This window comes from Vreelandella neptunia (genome assembly GCF_034479615.1).
Lineage (GTDB): Bacteria > Pseudomonadota > Gammaproteobacteria > Pseudomonadales > Halomonadaceae > Vreelandella > Vreelandella neptunia.
The window spans coordinates 3,861,116-3,876,480 of the sequence record NZ_CP140255.1 but is presented as its reverse complement, the minus strand read 5'-3'; the positions used below and the strand labels follow the sequence as shown (position 1 = coordinate 3,876,480).

Below are 15,365 nucleotides of genomic sequence, written 5' to 3'. Positions count from 1 at the left end.
CTGTTTTAGAGACGACTATGCCATCACTTCATAATACCCGGTTCATGCTTACCAACCTGGTCATCCCAGGCCGAGGTCAGCATGGCTGATTTACAGCCGATATCAGCCGCGCTTGAGGCGCTGCTAGCAGACGTCAGCGCGCTCGCTGCAGAGAGTATCCCGCTGGAAGCTGCCGGTGGACGTGTGTTGGCCGAGGCTGTCACCGCGGAGCTGGATGTGCCACCCTTCGATAATAGCGCGATGGATGGCTACGCCCTGCACGCTGCCGATGCGGGGCAGTGGTTGCCCGTGAGTCAACGTATTGCTGCAGGTACGCAGGCTGAAGCGCTTGCACCCGGTAGCTGCGCGCGTATTTTTACCGGCGGTGAGATTCCTCCTGGGGCTGACTGCGTGGTGATGCAGGAGCGCGTACAAGTTGACGGTGATCGTGCGCTGATGCCTGAGGGCGTTCCCGCAGGTGATAATGTCCGCCGCCAAGGGCGTGACGTGCGCCAGGGTAGCATCCTGTTAGATGCTGGTGAGCGGCTCGAAGCAGCGGCTCTTGGCCACTTGGCAGGTCAGGGGATTACCCAGGTCAGCGTCCGCCGTCGCCCCCGTGTGGCGCTGCTTTCGACCGGAGATGAGATTATTGATCCGGGCACTCCGCTCAAGCCGGGGCAGCTCTACAACTCAAACCGACCGATGCTTAGGCGCCTGTTAGAAAACTTTGGCGCCGAGGTGGTGAGTACCGTTAGCGTACCGGATGACTACGCCCGCACCGTGGCACTGTTAACGGCCGCTGCTGCTGACGCAGACTTGGTGGTGACCACCGGCGGCGTCAGCGTCGGCGAAGAGGATCACGTCAAAGCTGCGCTGGAAGCGATTGGCCAGCTCGATATGTGGAAGCTGGCGATTCGCCCTGGTAAGCCGCTAGCGTTGGGCCGCTTGCCGCGCAATGACGGCAGCCTGGCGCGGTTTGTTGGCCTGCCGGGCAATCCAGTATCGGGATTTGTCGGCGCCTGGCTGTTTTTACGCCCTTTACTGGGCGCAATGCTGGGCTGTCCGGCGTTAAAAACGTTGCCGAAGGTGACCGCGAAAGCTGGGTTTGCTACCTCAACGGGGCCACGTGAGCACTATATGCGCGTGACGCTCGAATTCGCGCCCAGCGGCGTAATGGCGACGGCCTTTGCTGATCAGAATTCTGGCGTGCTTTCGTCGTGTATCAACGCCGACGCCTTTGCAGTCATTCCCGCCAATAGCGACATAGCCGAGGGCGATGCCATTAGCTGTTTGTGGTTGGCTGGATAATCGCAGGATCCTGAGAAAGCGAAGGATTAAGCTGGCGGGCATCCAGTAGCAGTACTAGCTGCTGCTGGTCGAAGGTTAAGCCGCATAGCGCCGTTGAAAATCGGCGTGAAAGCAGCAGTTTAGGCAGCGGGTAGAGCGTGTTGGCAGGGAGTTGCTGCAAGGTAATGTCGCCGCTTACGCCCAGTTGCCAAATGTGTTGGTGGTCACTAGTTGTTTGAGTGTCGCGCAGGGTGAGCCAGCGGCTAGGCGGAGAGTCATGGTCGCCACCTTCGAAGAGCAACGTTTGAGCATTGGCAGTGCGCAGTGTCGTGGGATGATCGGTCATCGCGAGCACATGGCATGCCTCCAGGGCCGCACGGTAAGGCCCTACGCAAAACAGCACCAAGGCAACCTGGGCCTGCTCATGATGGCCGTGATGCAAGGGCACTTTAACCCAGTCCCTGCTGGTAGGCGTCGAACAGTGCCTCTGGGTCAAGCAGTGCAAGCGCTTGGCGCTCATCTATCTGCCACAGTGCACTAACATAAGGGCGCAGCGTGCCGGGAAGTGTTTCGGGGGGAGCCTGCAGCATACTTTGGGCGACCTCGCACACGTCGTCGAGCTGCTCAATACGCACACCGCTAGTAATCCCCGCTGTGCGGACTAACAAAATCATCCCCTTAGATGTGCCTTCCGGTGTAGGTAAACCGAGCAGCTGGTGCAGGCTAATGACGGATTCAATTTTGCCTCGCAGGTGCAGCACGCCTTCGGTAGAGGTGGGCAGCCCTGGCACGTAATAGACGGGCTGGTCGCTGGATAAAATTTCACTCACCGCGCTGCCGGGTAGCGCAAACTGCTGGTTATTGAGTCGAAAGAGCACTAGCTGTTGGGTGGGTTCATCAACATCCACCACAGTTTCAGTATCGCCGTTTAGCGCTAATGCCTCCTCCAAGGTCTGTGTAGCGATCGGTCGTTCATCTGCTTCGCCGTCACGGGAATATTCAGCGCTCATCGGCTAGCTCCGTTGAGATCACTATCTGATTGCGCCCTTGGTGTTTAGCGCGATAGAGCGCTTGGTCGGCGCTTAAACGCAGCGACTCGGTAGAGGGCTGCGCGGGGAAGCGGCTGATGCCTGCACTGAAAGTACAGCGAAAGCGAACGTCGCCGGCGTGAAAATCAACCAGCGCAAAATCCTCGCGCAGGCTGTCGATTAATGTGGCGGCTTTCTCTGCACAAATGCCTTTCAGCAGCACAACAAACTCTTCACCGCCGTAGCGACCAATAATATCAGATAGCCGCAGGCGGCTCTTCAATAGCCTCGCCAAGGTGATAATCACTTGATCGCCCGCCAAGTGGCCGTGGGTATCGTTAACATGTTTAAAGTGATCGATATCGATCATCGCCATGGCGTGCTGGCTATCTTCGCGGTGAGCTTGGGCGAGGGCTTTAGTGATGAGCTCGGTGGTGGTACTGTGATTATACAGCCCGGTCATGCTGTCTCGGGTCATTAATGAGCGTAGCAAGCGCAGGCGTTCGGCACGCAGACGCACGGCTGAAACGAGTTCATCGGGCTGCACAGGTTTGGTAAGAAAGGCTTCAACACCCGCTGACATGGCGGAAATCTGCTTTTGGCTGTCGGTTTCGCTAGAGAGGTAGATAATCGGTAGGCCCAGATATTCCGGCTGCTGACGAATAATCGTCGCCAGCTCTTCACCCGAACACACCGGCATATAGACATCGACCAGCAGTAAATCAGGGCTAAAGCGCTCCATCGCATTAAGCGCATCGGCGGGATGATGCACTTGATGAACACTCATGCCGTCCTCTTCAAGCAGTAAGGCGTGGTAAGCAGCTGCTTCGGGCTCATCATCCACTACGAGCACTTTCAACGGCTCTTCCACCGCCGGAGCAGTTAGCTCATCCACTGCCAACATAAGATCCAGTGGTTTTACCGGCTTGGTAAAGTAACCTCCGCAGCCTGCACGAACGGCACTCAGGCGTGAATTAAAGTCGCTGTGGGCCGACAAAACGATGGCGGGAAGTGGCTGGCCGGTTAGTTTGTTCAAGCTGGTCAGGGTTTCAGTCCCAGCCGTCTGGCCCTGAGGGAACTGCACATCCATGATGACCGCATCAGGGCGACGCGTGAGTACGGCGTTAAAGAATGTTTCAGTATCGATAAACTGAACGACTTTATGACCGAAGCAGCGTAGGTGATGAATCAATTGGTCGACCTGCTCGGGCTCGTCGTCGCACAGATAGATTAACCGCTGGCGCTTATTGCGCAGGGGTGGTTCAACCTGACTGGTGAGCTCGAAGCTGTTTACGGCCGCCAGCGCTTGCTGTTGACCGTGGTGGGAACGCAGGTGCTGCTGCTCGCGGCCTAGCTGGAGTAGCAGCTGGCTGATAAACGTATCGATATCGTCGCGGGCGGGAGAGGTAGTGAGTGCCTCCTCCGCCTGATCCGCCAGCAGAGCAAGTCGCTCAAATCCCAGGGATCTCCCGGTTCCTTTTAAGCTATGAAAGAAGCGGTGCAGCTCTGGCGCGAGCCGCGCCTGCTCTTCGCTCGTCGTGCGACTCTGCTGCCACAGCTCGGCGGTTTGCGCTAAGCGTGAGGGAAGCTGCTCAATAAAACGCTCACGCAGCTGATGTAGCTTATCGTGCAGCGAGGGGGCGGGCTTAGACATCAAACTACCTACGTAAGTGATCGAAAGCGGCGATCCATTCCATCTTTAATCCATTCCATCGCATCGAGCGTGGCTTAGCCGTGGAGTGCTAGAGCCTGCCTCACGGCGACTTCCAGGTTCCAAGCCAGCTCGGCATCTTTACGCAAACAGGCGTTCAGGCCCGGTGTTTGTTGAAGCGCTGCATCCGGCGTGTCCCCGGTGAGTAAAATAAACGGCAGGTGATTACCCTGTTCGCGCAGCATCGCTAATAGGGCTAACCCGCTGACCAGGGGCATATGCATATCGCTAACGATCAGTTGGATATCGCTGTGAGTGTCTAACTGCTCGACGGCTTCCATCGCATCATTGGCCAGCAGAGGCTCATGGCCCTGAGACTCAAGCAGTGCCGCCGTCATTTCCCCAGCAAGCGGATCGTCGTCTACGACCAGGATATGCATTCCATGACCTCATGGTTGTTGTGTCATTCACGGTTGTGTCAGTAACGCTCGTCGTTAGCCCAGCAGGGCCTGGAGCGTCTCTACTAAATTGTTTTGATCAAAACTGCCCTTGACGATGTAGGCGTCGGCACCGACCTCAATACCGCGTCGGCGATCGGCCTCTTTTTCTCGCGAGGTGATGATAATAATCGGCCGATAACGATAAACCTCATTTTCGCGCAGTCGGGCAGTCAGCGCAAAACCATCCATTACCGGCATTTCAACATCGGTAAGTATGGCATCAAACGGTTCTGCCAATGCTTTGGCTAAACCATCGCGACCATTTTCGGCCAGCGTGACGTGATAACCCCACGCTTCGAGCACATCTTTTTCTATTTCACGGGTATTTAGTGAGTCGTCGACCACCAGAATGCGTTTCGCGAGAGCGGCGGTCGCGCGCTCTTCGTTAGGGCGTTGGGCACCATGCCGGGAGGCTTCCAGCAAAGCAGGTACATGCAGTAGGCTGACCAGCGCATTGCGTCCCATGGAAACCATGCCCGAGACTAATGGTAAATAGCGTAGATGCGCCGGTAGAGGCTTGATCACCATATCGCGCTCATCAATCAGTGAGTCGATAATCAGGGCGAGTTTCTGGTGCCGCTGGTGGACGACCAGCAGTAGGGTGTTATCAGCGGCGGCAGTCGTCGCGGGTAGCTCAAGCAGTTGGGCTAGTGATACCACCGGCACAAATTCGTTGCGTAAAATCAGAGTGCGCTGTCCGGCGGCATCAATGAATGAGTGTGATGAGCACTCTACCAACTCTGATACGTAAGGCGCGGTTACCCCTAGGTTGACGCCCCCAACGCTGACCAGCAGTACCCGCATCATCGCCAGCGAGAGCGGTAGGCGCAGGGTAAAGCGCGTGCCGCTGCCGCGTTCGCTGGCAAGCTGCAGGTCTCCGTTGAGCTCGTCCACCACGGTGCGTTTGACTACATCCATACCTACGCCGCGCCCAGAAAAATCGGTAATCATGCTTTTGGTAGAGAAGCCCGGCAGAAAAATAAGCTCCAGCGTCTCCTGTTCGCTCAGCGCATTCAACTGCTCTTCGCTGACCAGCTGCTTGGCGAGTGCTTTCTGACGCACCGCCTCCAGCGCAATCCCAGCGCCATCATCACGCATCTCAACCACCACCCAGTCAGCGTCCTGCCACGCTTCAATAATCAATTGCCCACGGGGAGATTTGCCCGCTGCCTGGCGTTCGGCAGGTGGCTCCAAGCCGTGATCCAAGGCGTTACGCAGCAGGTGAATAAGCGGATCAGATAGGCGATCGATCATCTGACGGTCGAGTTCGATTTCACTGCCTCGCACCCGGCAGTCGACCTTTTTGCCCAGTGACTGGGCCAGATCCCGGGACATATGCGCGAGCGGGTCAAACACCACGCTTAGCGGCAGCATGCGCATTTGCAGCGCACGGTCGTGTAGGTCGCTCATTAGCGAATCATGGCCTAAAACGCTGTCTTTCAGCTCACGATGAAAGGCATGGAAAGGCCCTTGCTGTTCGGCAGGAAGCGTAGCGCTTAGCTCACGGGCTTGATCAACCAGCCCATGTAAATGGTGGTGGCCTGAAAGTACTTCCCCCATCAAACGAATAACATCGTCCAGTCGATCCAAGCGAACCCGTACGGTGTCACTAAGGCGCAGTTCGCTCTCAGTCACTAGTGCAGCGGAGGAAGGAGGCGTTGAGGAGGACGATAGCGCAGGCTCAGAGGACGGCGTAACCACAGCGGGAGTAGGTGGGGCCTGTCCGAGGGCAGTCGCTTCCAGAGCGCTACATAGCGCCTCATCAGCCGCAGGTAGGTCGTCACCCGTCGCCCCTTCGGCTAGCCGACCGACCAGGTCAGCCAGCCCGTCAACTGCCTGGCTGAGTAGGCTGATAACCGGCGGCGTTGCGGTTAGCGTGCCGTCGCGCAGGGCGCTGAGCAGCTCTTCAGTGCTATGGGCCAGTGCTGTAATCGGCACCAGTTTTAGCATTCGCGACGAGCCTTTCAGTGTATGCGCAGCGCGGAACAGCTCGTTGACCTGTTCACGATCAGCGTGGCCTTGTTCCAGCGCGCTGATCCCTTCGCGCAGGCGGGGCAGGTGGTCGGCCGCTTCTTCCACAAAGCGCTGTATAAAGCGGCGAATATCCAGCGCCATATTAACCCACTCCCTGCGTAGTACTTGCGGTTGCCAGTGTGATGTCCACCGTATTTAGATAACGTTCGGCAAGAAAGCGCGCATCGCCTGGCGGTAGCGGCGGGGTGATTGTCTCTAGCCCTCCATCAGAGGTGGGCGCGGTGGTCAGCAAACGAACTACTGCAGCATAGCGCTGCTTGCGCTGTAATGGCTCGTCGGTCAGTTCGCCCTGACGATAAAGTTCGGCTAGATAGAAGTGTGCAGGCCAGCAATCCGGGGCAACGTAAATGGCTCTTTTGAAATAGTCGTAGGCTTGCTGAGGCTGATGCTGCCAACGGGCGACTAACCCTGACAGCACCAGCGCGTCGATAGACCACGGCTGTTGCTTAAGCAGTTCCTCAAGCAGCGTCGCGGCGTCGTCAAACGCATTTTGGTTGAGCAACTGATGGGCGGTGTGCAGTTGGTGGGTAATGCTGTTCGTTGCTGTTTTTTCTAACTCTTTGTTTTCTAAACCTGAGTTTTCTAACCCTGTGTCTTCTAATTCTGTATTTTTCGCTGCTTGCTCAGTCGGCGTAGCGGGTGCTAAACCAGCGCTGCTGGTTAGCGCGATAGTGGCGCTTTCACCGTTATCAATGTTGTCACCAGCCCTGTTGTCTACCGAGAGCAAAGGGGGCTGCAGGGACGCCGTTGGCACTGCCCCGGGCTGCTCTGCATGGCGAAAGTAAAACACGCCTCGGGCTTCGGTTAGTTCAAACACGCCGAGATCGTTACCGAAGGTTTCGGTGACGCCACAGAGTAAAATACCGTTCGGGGCCAGCAATTGGCTAAGCTGCTGATGAATATGACGCCGCGTCTGCTGATCAAAGTAGATGGAGACATTGCGAAACAGAATCACATCAAAAGGGCCACCGGGGCTGTCTTCATTGGCGTTTAACAGGTTAAACGGGCGAAAGGTTACCCATTGGCGCAATGATTCGTGAAGCTTGTAGCGGCCCTGGTAGGGGCTAAAGTAACGCTCTTTAAAGGCGGGCGAGAGGGCACGAAATGCCATGCCGCTATAAACCGCCTGGCGTGCCTTGGCGAGGATTTGGTGATCCAGGTCTCCGCCGGTGAGGGTAAACAGTGTTTTGGCCCGCTCACCAAAGCGCTCAAACAGCATCATCGCCACGCTATACGGCTCTTCGCCGGATGAGCAGCCTGCGCTAAAGATAGAGAGCGGCGGCTCCTCAGTTGCTAAACGTTCAGGTAAGTAGGTGCTGACCAACCAGTTCAGGGCGTCTGGTTCGCGGCAAAAATAGGTTTCATTCACCGTTAAGTGACTAACAAACTGATCGAATAGCGCTGGGTCGCTGGTTAACTTCTTGAGGAGTTGAGTGTTGTCGGTTAGCCCGGTGGAGTTTTGTAAGCTGGCCACCGCTCGGAATAGGCGGGCCTCGGCTAAGCCTTCCAGGTGCAAACCGCAGCGCTGATGCACCAGGGCTTTAAAGGGGGCAAACGCGCTCATGCCAGAGGCTCCGGTCGGCTATCTAAGTAGCCACGCACATCGCGCAGCAGCCGGTCTGGAAGGCTATCAAGCGGTAATTCATGTTGTATGACGCCCGCTTTAACGGCTTCCTGATTCATGCCGTAAATAACCGAGCTGGCTTCATCTTGCGCAAAAGTACTACCCCCAGCCTGATAAATAGCTCGGATGCCATTCACTCCATCGCGGCCCATGCCGGTCAAAATAATGCCGATTGCATCACTGCCGTAGACCTCCGCGACACTCTGCAGCAGTACGTCGCAGCTGGGGTGATAGAGAAATGTCTCGGGGCTGGATTGAAGCTGAAAACGGTGGCGGGGGGTCACACATAAGTTACGCTCGGAAGGTGACAAATAAATATGTCCAGGGCGTAGCTGCTCACCCTCTTGGCCCACGCTGACCGGCATGGCACACAGCGATCCCAGCCATTGTGCCATGCCATCGATAAAGCCATGACTGATGTGCTGGGCGATCACAATAGGTGCTGGAAAACCAGCAGGTAGCGTGCGCAACAGACGCACTAAGGCTTGCGGGCCCCCGGTGGAGCACGCGATCGCCACCACGTGTTGAAAATCCCGCGGCACTCCCCGTGGAGCGACGGGAAAGCTAGGCAGAGTGATGAGGGGGGGAGGCGTAGTGACGCGTCGCCGTAGGCGAGTGATCACCGCGACACCGGCTAACAGACGTACACGCTCCAACAGGCGCTCGGCGTCGGCTCCTTCCAAGGTGGGTTTGGGCATTACTTCCAGCGCGCCCACTTCTAGCGCTTGATAGGCCGTTTGCGCATCGGAGCGGTCGCTGACCACCAGGATGGGCACCCCTTTGCTGTACATGATCTCTTCGATAGCGGACAAGCCGTCCATCACCGGCATATTGAGATCCATGGTGATGAGCTGCGGTGCCAGGCGCTTGGCCAGTTCCACCGCTTCGCGGCCATTAGTGGCTTCACCCACGATCTCAATATCACCGTCTCGGCTGAGGATATCGCGTAGCACGTCGCGGGCTACCTGGCTGTCGTCGGCAATGACTACCCGAATTACACTCATCCGGTATCCTTATCAGCGATCTTTATTTGTTAGGGTGAACTCCTGCACCAGCGCGTTAAGCTCAGCCGACATATGGATCATGTCCTGGCTGATATCGGTAATACTGCGCACTGAGTGTGCGTTGCGTGAACTGGCCGTATCGATATCGCGCAGCGCCATCACCACCTGGCTGCTGGCGGTTTTTTGCTGTTGAGTAGACAGCGATATCTGCTGGGCCGCGCTGCTGGTTTGACTCGCCGCTTTGAGCAGTGCCTCTAGATCCTGGGCGGTGCTCATGCTCGCTTCTACGCCCTGCTCGATGGAGGAGGCACCTTTTTCAGAGGCCACCACTAAGCGATTAATGGCCGTCTGAATATCATCGGTATGCGCTTCAATTTCTTGGGTGGAGTCGGTTACGCTGTCAGCCAAGCGGCGTATCTCGCTGGCGACAACCGAAAAGCGTCGGCCCGACTCCCCCGCGCTTGAAGCTTCCAAGGCGGCATTAAAAGCGATCAGCTTGGTCTGGGCGGCCAGGGTGTTGATCAGCTCCATAACCTTGTTGATCTGTTTAGACTTCGCCCCCAGCGTCATGATCTCGGTCAGGCTCTGCTCGCTGTCGCTACGGATATCCTGCATTTTTGACTGTAGCAGCTGCATGGCCGAACTGCCTTTACGGCTACGCTCCAGCGTCTGATTTGCAACGTCGACCACCGACTGGGAATGATCGGCGATTTGGGTTGACGAGGTAGAGAGCTCTTCCATGGTGGAGGTGATTTCCGCGACTGAAGAGGCCATCTCCTCGACCGCTGCGGCCATGGTTTGACTGGCTTCATGATCGATATCGCTCCCGTGCACACCGGAAAGGCCAGCCGTTTTCGCCAGGCGGTCGGCAACTTGCGTTAGCGCCTGAGCGTTCTTGGCCACTGCCGCAATCGCCCGGGAAAGACGCTCAAGAAGCTCGTTGGTTTGATTGGCCAAATCGCCAAGCTCTGCTTTGTCATCGGTGCTGACCCGCCGCGAAAGATCCAGGCTGTGGGTGATGTCTTTCAGCTGGCGCTGGAAATCAATCAGCGGACGTATGAGGCTACCGGTCAGCGGGTAGAGAATGAGTAATCCGACAAGCAAAATGAGCAAGCCTATACCGCTGGACTCAAGAAAGCGCTGGCGGGTGGACGCCAGGTAGGCCTCTTTATCGACTTCCACCATCAAATAGCGCTGCAGTTCGGGTAGCCAACGCGTGCTAATCAAAAGAGTCTGGCCGTCGCGCTCAATTTCTTGTAGCTGAAGTTGTTCATCACGCAGCAATCGCTGCGACGCTTGCTCTGGTAAGGATTCCGCTGCTGTCTCGCCAATGGGCGCCGTTTCATCACTGCGAATGCTTTCACCACTATATTCACCGCTACGAACGAGTAGTTCACCTTCAGCGCTGAGCAGCGAGGCGTGACCTGTGCCACCTAAGCGAAAGTCATCAATCAAGCTGGCCACCTGAGAGAGATCAAGTCCCGCTCCAGCCACGACCAGCGGTCGACCGTTGGCGGCATTTACCGCGCTGCGGTAATTGACGTATACGAAGGCATCGTCGGGAGAAAAGGTGTCACTATCTAAATTCAGCTCGTAAGTGTTATCGCTTTCAGTAAAACTGTAGTACCAATCATCTTCGCTACCCGGCGGCTGGATAACACGCTGCAGAAACTCACCGTTGCGCAGTTGGAAATAGTAGCCACGCCCCTGGTATTGAGCGGCGATAAACAGCAGCTCGGTATCTAACTGCTCCATTAGGCGAGCAAGGTAACGGTTAATATCGTTTTGTCGCTCTTCAGGCAGCCCGTCGCGAACCCACTGCTCAATAAAGTAGCTATTGGCCAGGCTTTCGGAAATGGCGAGATCCTGGCTAAGGTTAAGGTTTATATGCGCGGCTAGCCCTTCGACCTGTGCCGGCAGCTCTTGGTTGAGCAGGTTGTTCAGCCGCGCCTGGCTGTGGGAGCGTGCTTGAAGATAGAGCGCCAGGAGCATCGCCAGTGCTAAGACGATCCCAAAGGAGAGAAATAGCCGAAGCCGTAGAGGTAGGGATTTCCAGCGCGCCATCATGTTCGCCGTTGCTCCAAAGTAAACGGTGGCCCTAACGACGCTGCTCAATAGCGCTCAGGGTGAGAAGTAGAGTGATACTTACCACTCTACTTAGGGTAGTGGCAACGATTTCAGCTTTTTTTATGAAGGTTGTCTAGCTTAGGTAAGCGTGTTTTGGTACTTGCGCTTACACGATCGCGTGGGGCACAAAGCAGGAGGAGTCTTTTGTAATGCGGCCAACGTCTTCGCGAATGCCCATGCCGCAGGCGCGGTCGCCCACTACCCAACTGCCAATTAAGGCGTGGTTATTACCAAAGCGTGGCATCGGGTGGTAGGCCTGACGAATCCATGGGCTGTCGGTGTAGGGGCCGTCCACGGCCTCGCGCTGACCGGTGGGGGTGATAAGTTCCACATTGCTGCCTTCCCGTGAAAAGAACGGCTTACGCACCCAGCCTGCGGGCAGCGGCGGGCTGTTGGCATCCTCGAAAAACGCCGGCAGTAGATTGGGGTGGCCCTCAAAATGCTCCCATAGCAGGGGCAGAATTCCCTTGTTGGAGAGAATCGCTTTCCAGGGCGGCTCAAACCAGTGGGTGTTTAGCTGCGGGATATATTCGCCAAACGCATCGTCGGCCATCTCTTCCCAGGGGTAGAGTTTGAACAGGGCGTGGATAGGCTTGTCATCAAGGTCAACAAAGTGCTCCGCGCCTGGGCGTAGACCAATATCTTCGGTGAAGATAAAGGGCGCATTGAGGCCTGCCTGCACCGCCACGTCTTGTAAATAATGCACGGTGGCGCGCTCTTCGGCGTTATCTTTGATACAGGAGAAGTAGAGCGTGCGCGCTTCAATGCGGTCGCCAAGGTGCGCCATGGCATTGATCAGGCGCTCTTGAATCGAGTTGTACTGATCCGCATGGCGGGGCAGGATGCCTTGCTGGATAGCTTGCTCAAGCCACACCCACTGAAAAAAGCCCGCTTCGTAGAGCGAGGTAGGGGTGTCGTAGTTGAGTTCCAGCAGCTTCGCCGGGCCATCGCCTGAATAGGCAAAATCCATTCGCCCGTAGAGGTGCGGCTGACCTGACTTCCAGGAGTTGTGGATGCTGTCCCACATGTGTTCAGGTAAAGCCAGACGCTGCATGAGTGCATTGGAGTGGCAGACCTTATCCACCAGTTCCATGCACATCTCATGCACTTCCTCGGTAGGCGCTTCAATGTCGCGCTCTACCTGCTCCATCGTGAACTGGTAGTAGGCGTCCTCTTTCCAGTAGGGCTCCCCGTCGATGGTATGAAAATGAAAGCCCAGCTCGTGGGCCAGGGCTTTCCAATTGCTTCGTTCAGGGATATCGATTCGCAGCATAGAGACCTTTGCTGGCGGCTTAAGAGCCCCAGCCACCCCGTGCAGAAGAGCGCGAGCCAAAGCCTCTGCGCTGAGACGTCGCCACCGAATTGCGCATTGCATCGTTACGCTGGGTGACGCGCTGAGTCGCCTGATTGGTCGCGGTGTTCCAATTGCCCTGATTTTGGCGATTACGGTACACCGGCTCCTGATATACCCGCTCGAAGGAGCGTCCACGGTTGGTGTTGGACATCATGCTGCCGACCATATAGCCCATCATGGCGGGCATAAACCAACTGCCCCCAGTGCTGCCAGTCGCTGCTTGGGACTGCTCTTCAGTCGGTGCAGTACAGGCACCTTCGCCATGTTCGGCCTCGCACTCTTCAAGGGTGCTGAAACGCGGCACCTCTTTTAACGAGGCTTCGTAGGCGTCTTCACAGGCGCTGCGAGTATAGACATTCTCCGCAACGCAATCCTCTACGCTTTGAAAGCTGCGCGGCTGATCGAACTCTATATCGGTGATTTGCTCTTCCTGGGGCGGTTGGCCACAGGCGGTAAGACCAAAGGCGCTGGCGCCCATCATCGCCAGTGACAAGCGCCCACTGCGCTTGCGGCGCGGCAGATGAGGGGTACTATCGTGTTTAGACATGCAGGCTCTCCTTTACCACGTCGTCGTTACCAAGTCATCGAAGCGGCGTTGAGCAAGCCGACTGCCACAGCCACGCTGGCCATCAAAATGCCGTAGGCCTGGTGACCTTCGGTGATGTGTTGAGACAGGCTTTCGCCCTGTTTACGCAGAAACAGCTTAACCGCGAAGAAGGTGGCCAACTGAACAATAAAGGCCACGATGCCCCAGAGCACAAAATCGATAAAGTTGATCGAATGGGCCATCGCGCTATACAGCGGAATGGTAAAACCTAAAATGGAGCCGCCGTAGGCAGAGGCCGCGGCCGCATTGCCTTCGCGAATCAGCGTCCACTCGTGGTGCGGGGTAATACGGCTGTAGCAGTACATAAAGGCGGCGAGCAGTACAATCGCCGTAACTAGATAGGCAATAAATGACGGCAGGCCGTAGAGATAATTCACCATGGTGGCAGTTTCCTTTTTAGTGCTGAAAAAAGCGATGCCTTAAAAGAGTATGTCTTAAAAGAGCGTTCTTCATTATCTTATGCGGATTTAATATTAATTAGCTATTTTGCGCCTCGGGATCCCAGATGAAGCCACTCAACTAGCTACCTGTTGTGGGAGGCAACTTCAGTTGGCGAAGGTACCCAGGTTTTATCATTCTGGCAGCCTAAACGGTCGCGAGCTAAAGCTACCTCCCACGGGTGCAATTACCAGATTTGGCAGAGTTAATTCCATAACTGAGTAACGAGGAACCGATAAGAGCGTGTCGTAAAAAAATCGGGAGACTACATCGCGTCGATATCGACAGAGGCCACATCTACCCCCACGTTGTGCACTACCATAAAGCTGCCTTCGCCATCGTTTTCAGCACTCAGCAGCACGTACTCCATGCGATCAGCGCCTTCGATGGGGCGCTCATAGAGCATGGCATGGTGGGTCACATGGCGCGCCGACACGCTCTCGGTGGTCATTACCTGCTCTTCGAAAACCACCGGCGGCGACCACAGGCTGCCACCATTCCCCCACACTCGCTGATAGGTGCAACTGCGCGCCTCCTCAGTGGTTGAGGTGAGCGCGATGGTTTGGGCGCCGATGCTATCGGGCTGTTTATCTTTTCCGTTGATGGCGTCATCAAACTCAGTGTCTGAAAGATGGGCAACACGGTAAAAGTCGAACAGCTTATATTCAAGCACCTGACCATTCTCAATGTTGGCCTGCAGCCAGGTGTCGTTATCCAGATAGAAGCGCACCAAGTGCGCTCCTTGACCAAGATCGACGTGTCCCACGGCAGCAATATGATGGTAGGCATCGTCGTTCCAGCGAAACAGCGCATCGGGGTGGGCACGCAGGCCGATCAGCTTAATATTGACGCGCCCATCCAGGCGTAAGCCCTCAAGGTCTTCCTGGCTGATACCCATAGGTAGGCCCGCGGCTACCGGTCGGCCTGTGTTAGGCTCGGGCGGCTTTTCCGTGGTGGCGCGAAAAAGTGCCTTGAGGGTGTTAAACATGGCCTGGCTCCCTAATAAATTTAAACGCTGACTTGCTCTTAACGCTTATTCCTGTGCGGCGTTTTTCTTCGCTTTTAGGCGCGCTAACACGTCGTCTGCTTTGCGATTCTGGCCACCCACGCCGGCTGCTTTCAGGCGTGCTTCAAGCGAGCTACCGCTTTCTTCTGCCGCCATGTCGTCAGCGGCTTGCATTTGCGCTGAATTAAGCTGCTGGCGCTCTTTAATGCGCTCGAGTGATTCCATGGCGCTGCTCATGGCGCTATTCTGGCCAGAGTGGCGAGCCGCGACGGCAGATTGGGCTTTTTGTGCTGACTCAGTCGCCTTAACGACGCTCACCTGTTGCTTGAGCTGGCGAAGCTGGTTGTCGGTACCGCGAATTGCGCCACGCAGTTTTTCAATGCTGGCGTCGTACTCGCTAATAATGGCGCGCTCCGCTTCCAGGTCATCCTGAAGCGCCACCATACGTTCTGCCACTTCAACGGCGAGCTGCTCTTCGCCTTTATCCAGCGCAGCCTCAGCGCTTTTTTCCAGCTCGGCGATTTTGCTTTCCAGCGTGTCAGCTTTATTGCTGTTCAGCTGGCGCTGGCCCATCAGTCGGGTGAGTTCGGTTTTAGATTGGCTCAAGTGATTTTCCGAGTCGCGGATTTCCTGATCTAAAATACGCAGTGCCTGGGAATCCACCACGGCTTGGCCGGTTTCATTCGCTTTGCCACGCAGGGCTGTCATGATTTTGCTTAACATATA

14 protein-coding genes are annotated in these 15,365 nt (G+C 56.2%); 1 reads left to right on the top strand and 13 read right to left on the bottom strand.

The genetic code is table 11. The annotated features are described in order from the left end of the window. The first annotated feature begins 81 nt into the window (after window positions 1–81). Complete coding sequence (locus SR894_RS17995; protein WP_223288623.1) at window positions 82–1,287, top strand: molybdopterin molybdotransferase MoeA; 1,206 nt, start codon at window positions 82–84, stop codon at window positions 1,285–1,287. Here SR894_RS17995 and SR894_RS17990 read toward each other — a convergent pair. From SR894_RS17990 to SR894_RS17930, 13 genes are all read right to left on the bottom strand, one after another. Continuing rightward, window positions 1,262–1,714 carry a hypothetical protein gene (locus SR894_RS17990; protein WP_133733330.1) on the bottom strand — a complete coding sequence of 151 codons (453 nt, stop codon included), beginning with the start codon at window positions 1,712–1,714 and terminating at the stop codon, window positions 1,262–1,264. The two genes, SR894_RS17995 and SR894_RS17990, sit on opposite strands and share 26 nt — an antisense overlap. Before the next feature lies 1 nt (window position 1,715). After that, window positions 1,716–2,276, bottom strand: a complete 561-nt coding sequence (locus SR894_RS17985; protein WP_133733329.1) for a chemotaxis protein CheW — start codon at window positions 2,274–2,276, stop codon at window positions 1,716–1,718. Continuing rightward, window positions 2,266–3,948: a diguanylate cyclase gene (locus tag SR894_RS17980; protein ID WP_133733328.1), complete on the bottom strand. Its 1,683-nt coding sequence runs from the start codon at window positions 3,946–3,948 to the stop codon at window positions 2,266–2,268. The genes SR894_RS17985 and SR894_RS17980 overlap by 11 nt, the downstream gene beginning before the upstream one ends. Before the next feature lie 74 nt (window positions 3,949–4,022). Then, complete coding sequence (locus SR894_RS17975) at window positions 4,023–4,385, bottom strand: response regulator (RefSeq protein WP_133733327.1); 363 nt, start codon at window positions 4,383–4,385, stop codon at window positions 4,023–4,025. A gap of 54 nt (window positions 4,386–4,439) precedes the next feature. After that, the gene (locus SR894_RS17970) at window positions 4,440–6,560 is read right to left on the bottom strand and encodes a hybrid sensor histidine kinase/response regulator (RefSeq protein ID WP_223288624.1); all 2,121 of its coding nucleotides are present in this window, start codon (window positions 6,558–6,560) and stop codon (window positions 4,440–4,442) included. A gap of 1 nt (window position 6,561) precedes the next feature. Beyond that, window positions 6,562–8,043, bottom strand: coding sequence for a CheR family methyltransferase (locus SR894_RS17965; protein WP_223288625.1), 1,482 nt, complete (start codon window positions 8,041–8,043; stop codon window positions 6,562–6,564). Further along, entirely contained in the window at window positions 8,040–9,107 is a 1,068-nt protein-coding gene (gene cheB / locus SR894_RS17960) for a chemotaxis-specific protein-glutamate methyltransferase CheB (RefSeq protein ID WP_223288626.1), read from the bottom strand. The genes SR894_RS17965 and cheB overlap by 4 nt, the downstream gene beginning before the upstream one ends. Before the next feature lie 12 nt (window positions 9,108–9,119). Then, on the bottom strand, window positions 9,120–11,174 hold the full coding sequence (locus SR894_RS17955) for a methyl-accepting chemotaxis protein (protein WP_223288627.1): 2,055 nt from the start codon (window positions 11,172–11,174) through the stop codon (window positions 9,120–9,122). A 166-nt stretch (window positions 11,175–11,340) separates the two neighbouring features. Further along, window positions 11,341–12,507: a glutathionylspermidine synthase family protein gene (locus tag SR894_RS17950; RefSeq protein ID WP_133733322.1), complete on the bottom strand. Its 1,167-nt coding sequence runs from the start codon at window positions 12,505–12,507 to the stop codon at window positions 11,341–11,343. A gap of 19 nt (window positions 12,508–12,526) precedes the next feature. Next, the gene (locus SR894_RS17945; protein ID WP_133733321.1) at window positions 12,527–13,135 is read right to left on the bottom strand and encodes a DUF1190 domain-containing protein; all 609 of its coding nucleotides are present in this window, start codon (window positions 13,133–13,135) and stop codon (window positions 12,527–12,529) included. A 26-nt stretch (window positions 13,136–13,161) separates the two neighbouring features. Next, entirely contained in the window at window positions 13,162–13,575 is a 414-nt protein-coding gene (locus tag SR894_RS17940; RefSeq protein WP_007112741.1) for a DUF350 domain-containing protein, read from the bottom strand. A gap of 323 nt (window positions 13,576–13,898) precedes the next feature. Beyond that, window positions 13,899–14,621, bottom strand: coding sequence for a DUF2491 family protein (locus SR894_RS17935; RefSeq protein ID WP_223288628.1), 723 nt, complete (start codon window positions 14,619–14,621; stop codon window positions 13,899–13,901). Window positions 14,622–14,666: 45 nt separating this feature from the next. Next, window positions 14,667–15,362: a PspA/IM30 family protein gene (locus SR894_RS17930; protein WP_133733319.1), complete on the bottom strand. Its 696-nt coding sequence runs from the start codon at window positions 15,360–15,362 to the stop codon at window positions 14,667–14,669. Window positions 15,363–15,365 lie beyond the last annotated feature (3 nt).

Bases quoted from the DNA above. Each gene is read 5' to 3' on its own strand.
- SR894_RS17950 (WP_133733322.1), bottom strand. From the start codon at position 12,507: ATGCTGCGAATCGATATCCCTGAACGAAGCAATTGGAAAGCCCTGGCC.
- SR894_RS17955 (WP_223288627.1), bottom strand. From the start codon at position 11,174: ATGATGGCGCGCTGGAAATCCCTACCTCTACGGCTTCGGCTATTTCTC.
- SR894_RS17940 (WP_007112741.1), bottom strand. From the start codon at position 13,575: ATGGTGAATTATCTCTACGGCCTGCCGTCATTTATTGCCTATCTAGTT.
- SR894_RS17970 (WP_223288624.1), bottom strand. From the start codon at position 6,560: ATGGCGCTGGATATTCGCCGCTTTATACAGCGCTTTGTGGAAGAAGCG.
- SR894_RS17985 (WP_133733329.1), bottom strand. From the start codon at position 2,276: ATGAGCGCTGAATATTCCCGTGACGGCGAAGCAGATGAACGACCGATC.
- SR894_RS17995 (WP_223288623.1), top strand. From the start codon at position 82: ATGGCTGATTTACAGCCGATATCAGCCGCGCTTGAGGCGCTGCTAGCA.
- SR894_RS17945 (WP_133733321.1), bottom strand. From the start codon at position 13,135: ATGTCTAAACACGATAGTACCCCTCATCTGCCGCGCCGCAAGCGCAGT.
- SR894_RS17980 (WP_133733328.1), bottom strand. From the start codon at position 3,948: ATGTCTAAGCCCGCCCCCTCGCTGCACGATAAGCTACATCAGCTGCGT.
- SR894_RS17935 (WP_223288628.1), bottom strand. From the start codon at position 14,621: ATGTTTAACACCCTCAAGGCACTTTTTCGCGCCACCACGGAAAAGCCG.
- cheB (WP_223288626.1), bottom strand. From the start codon at position 9,107: ATGAGTGTAATTCGGGTAGTCATTGCCGACGACAGCCAGGTAGCCCGC.
- SR894_RS17975 (WP_133733327.1), bottom strand. From the start codon at position 4,385: ATGCATATCCTGGTCGTAGACGACGATCCGCTTGCTGGGGAAATGACG.
- SR894_RS17930 (WP_133733319.1), bottom strand. From the start codon at position 15,362: ATGTTAAGCAAAATCATGACAGCCCTGCGTGGCAAAGCGAATGAAACC.
- SR894_RS17965 (WP_223288625.1), bottom strand. From the start codon at position 8,043: ATGAGCGCGTTTGCCCCCTTTAAAGCCCTGGTGCATCAGCGCTGCGGT.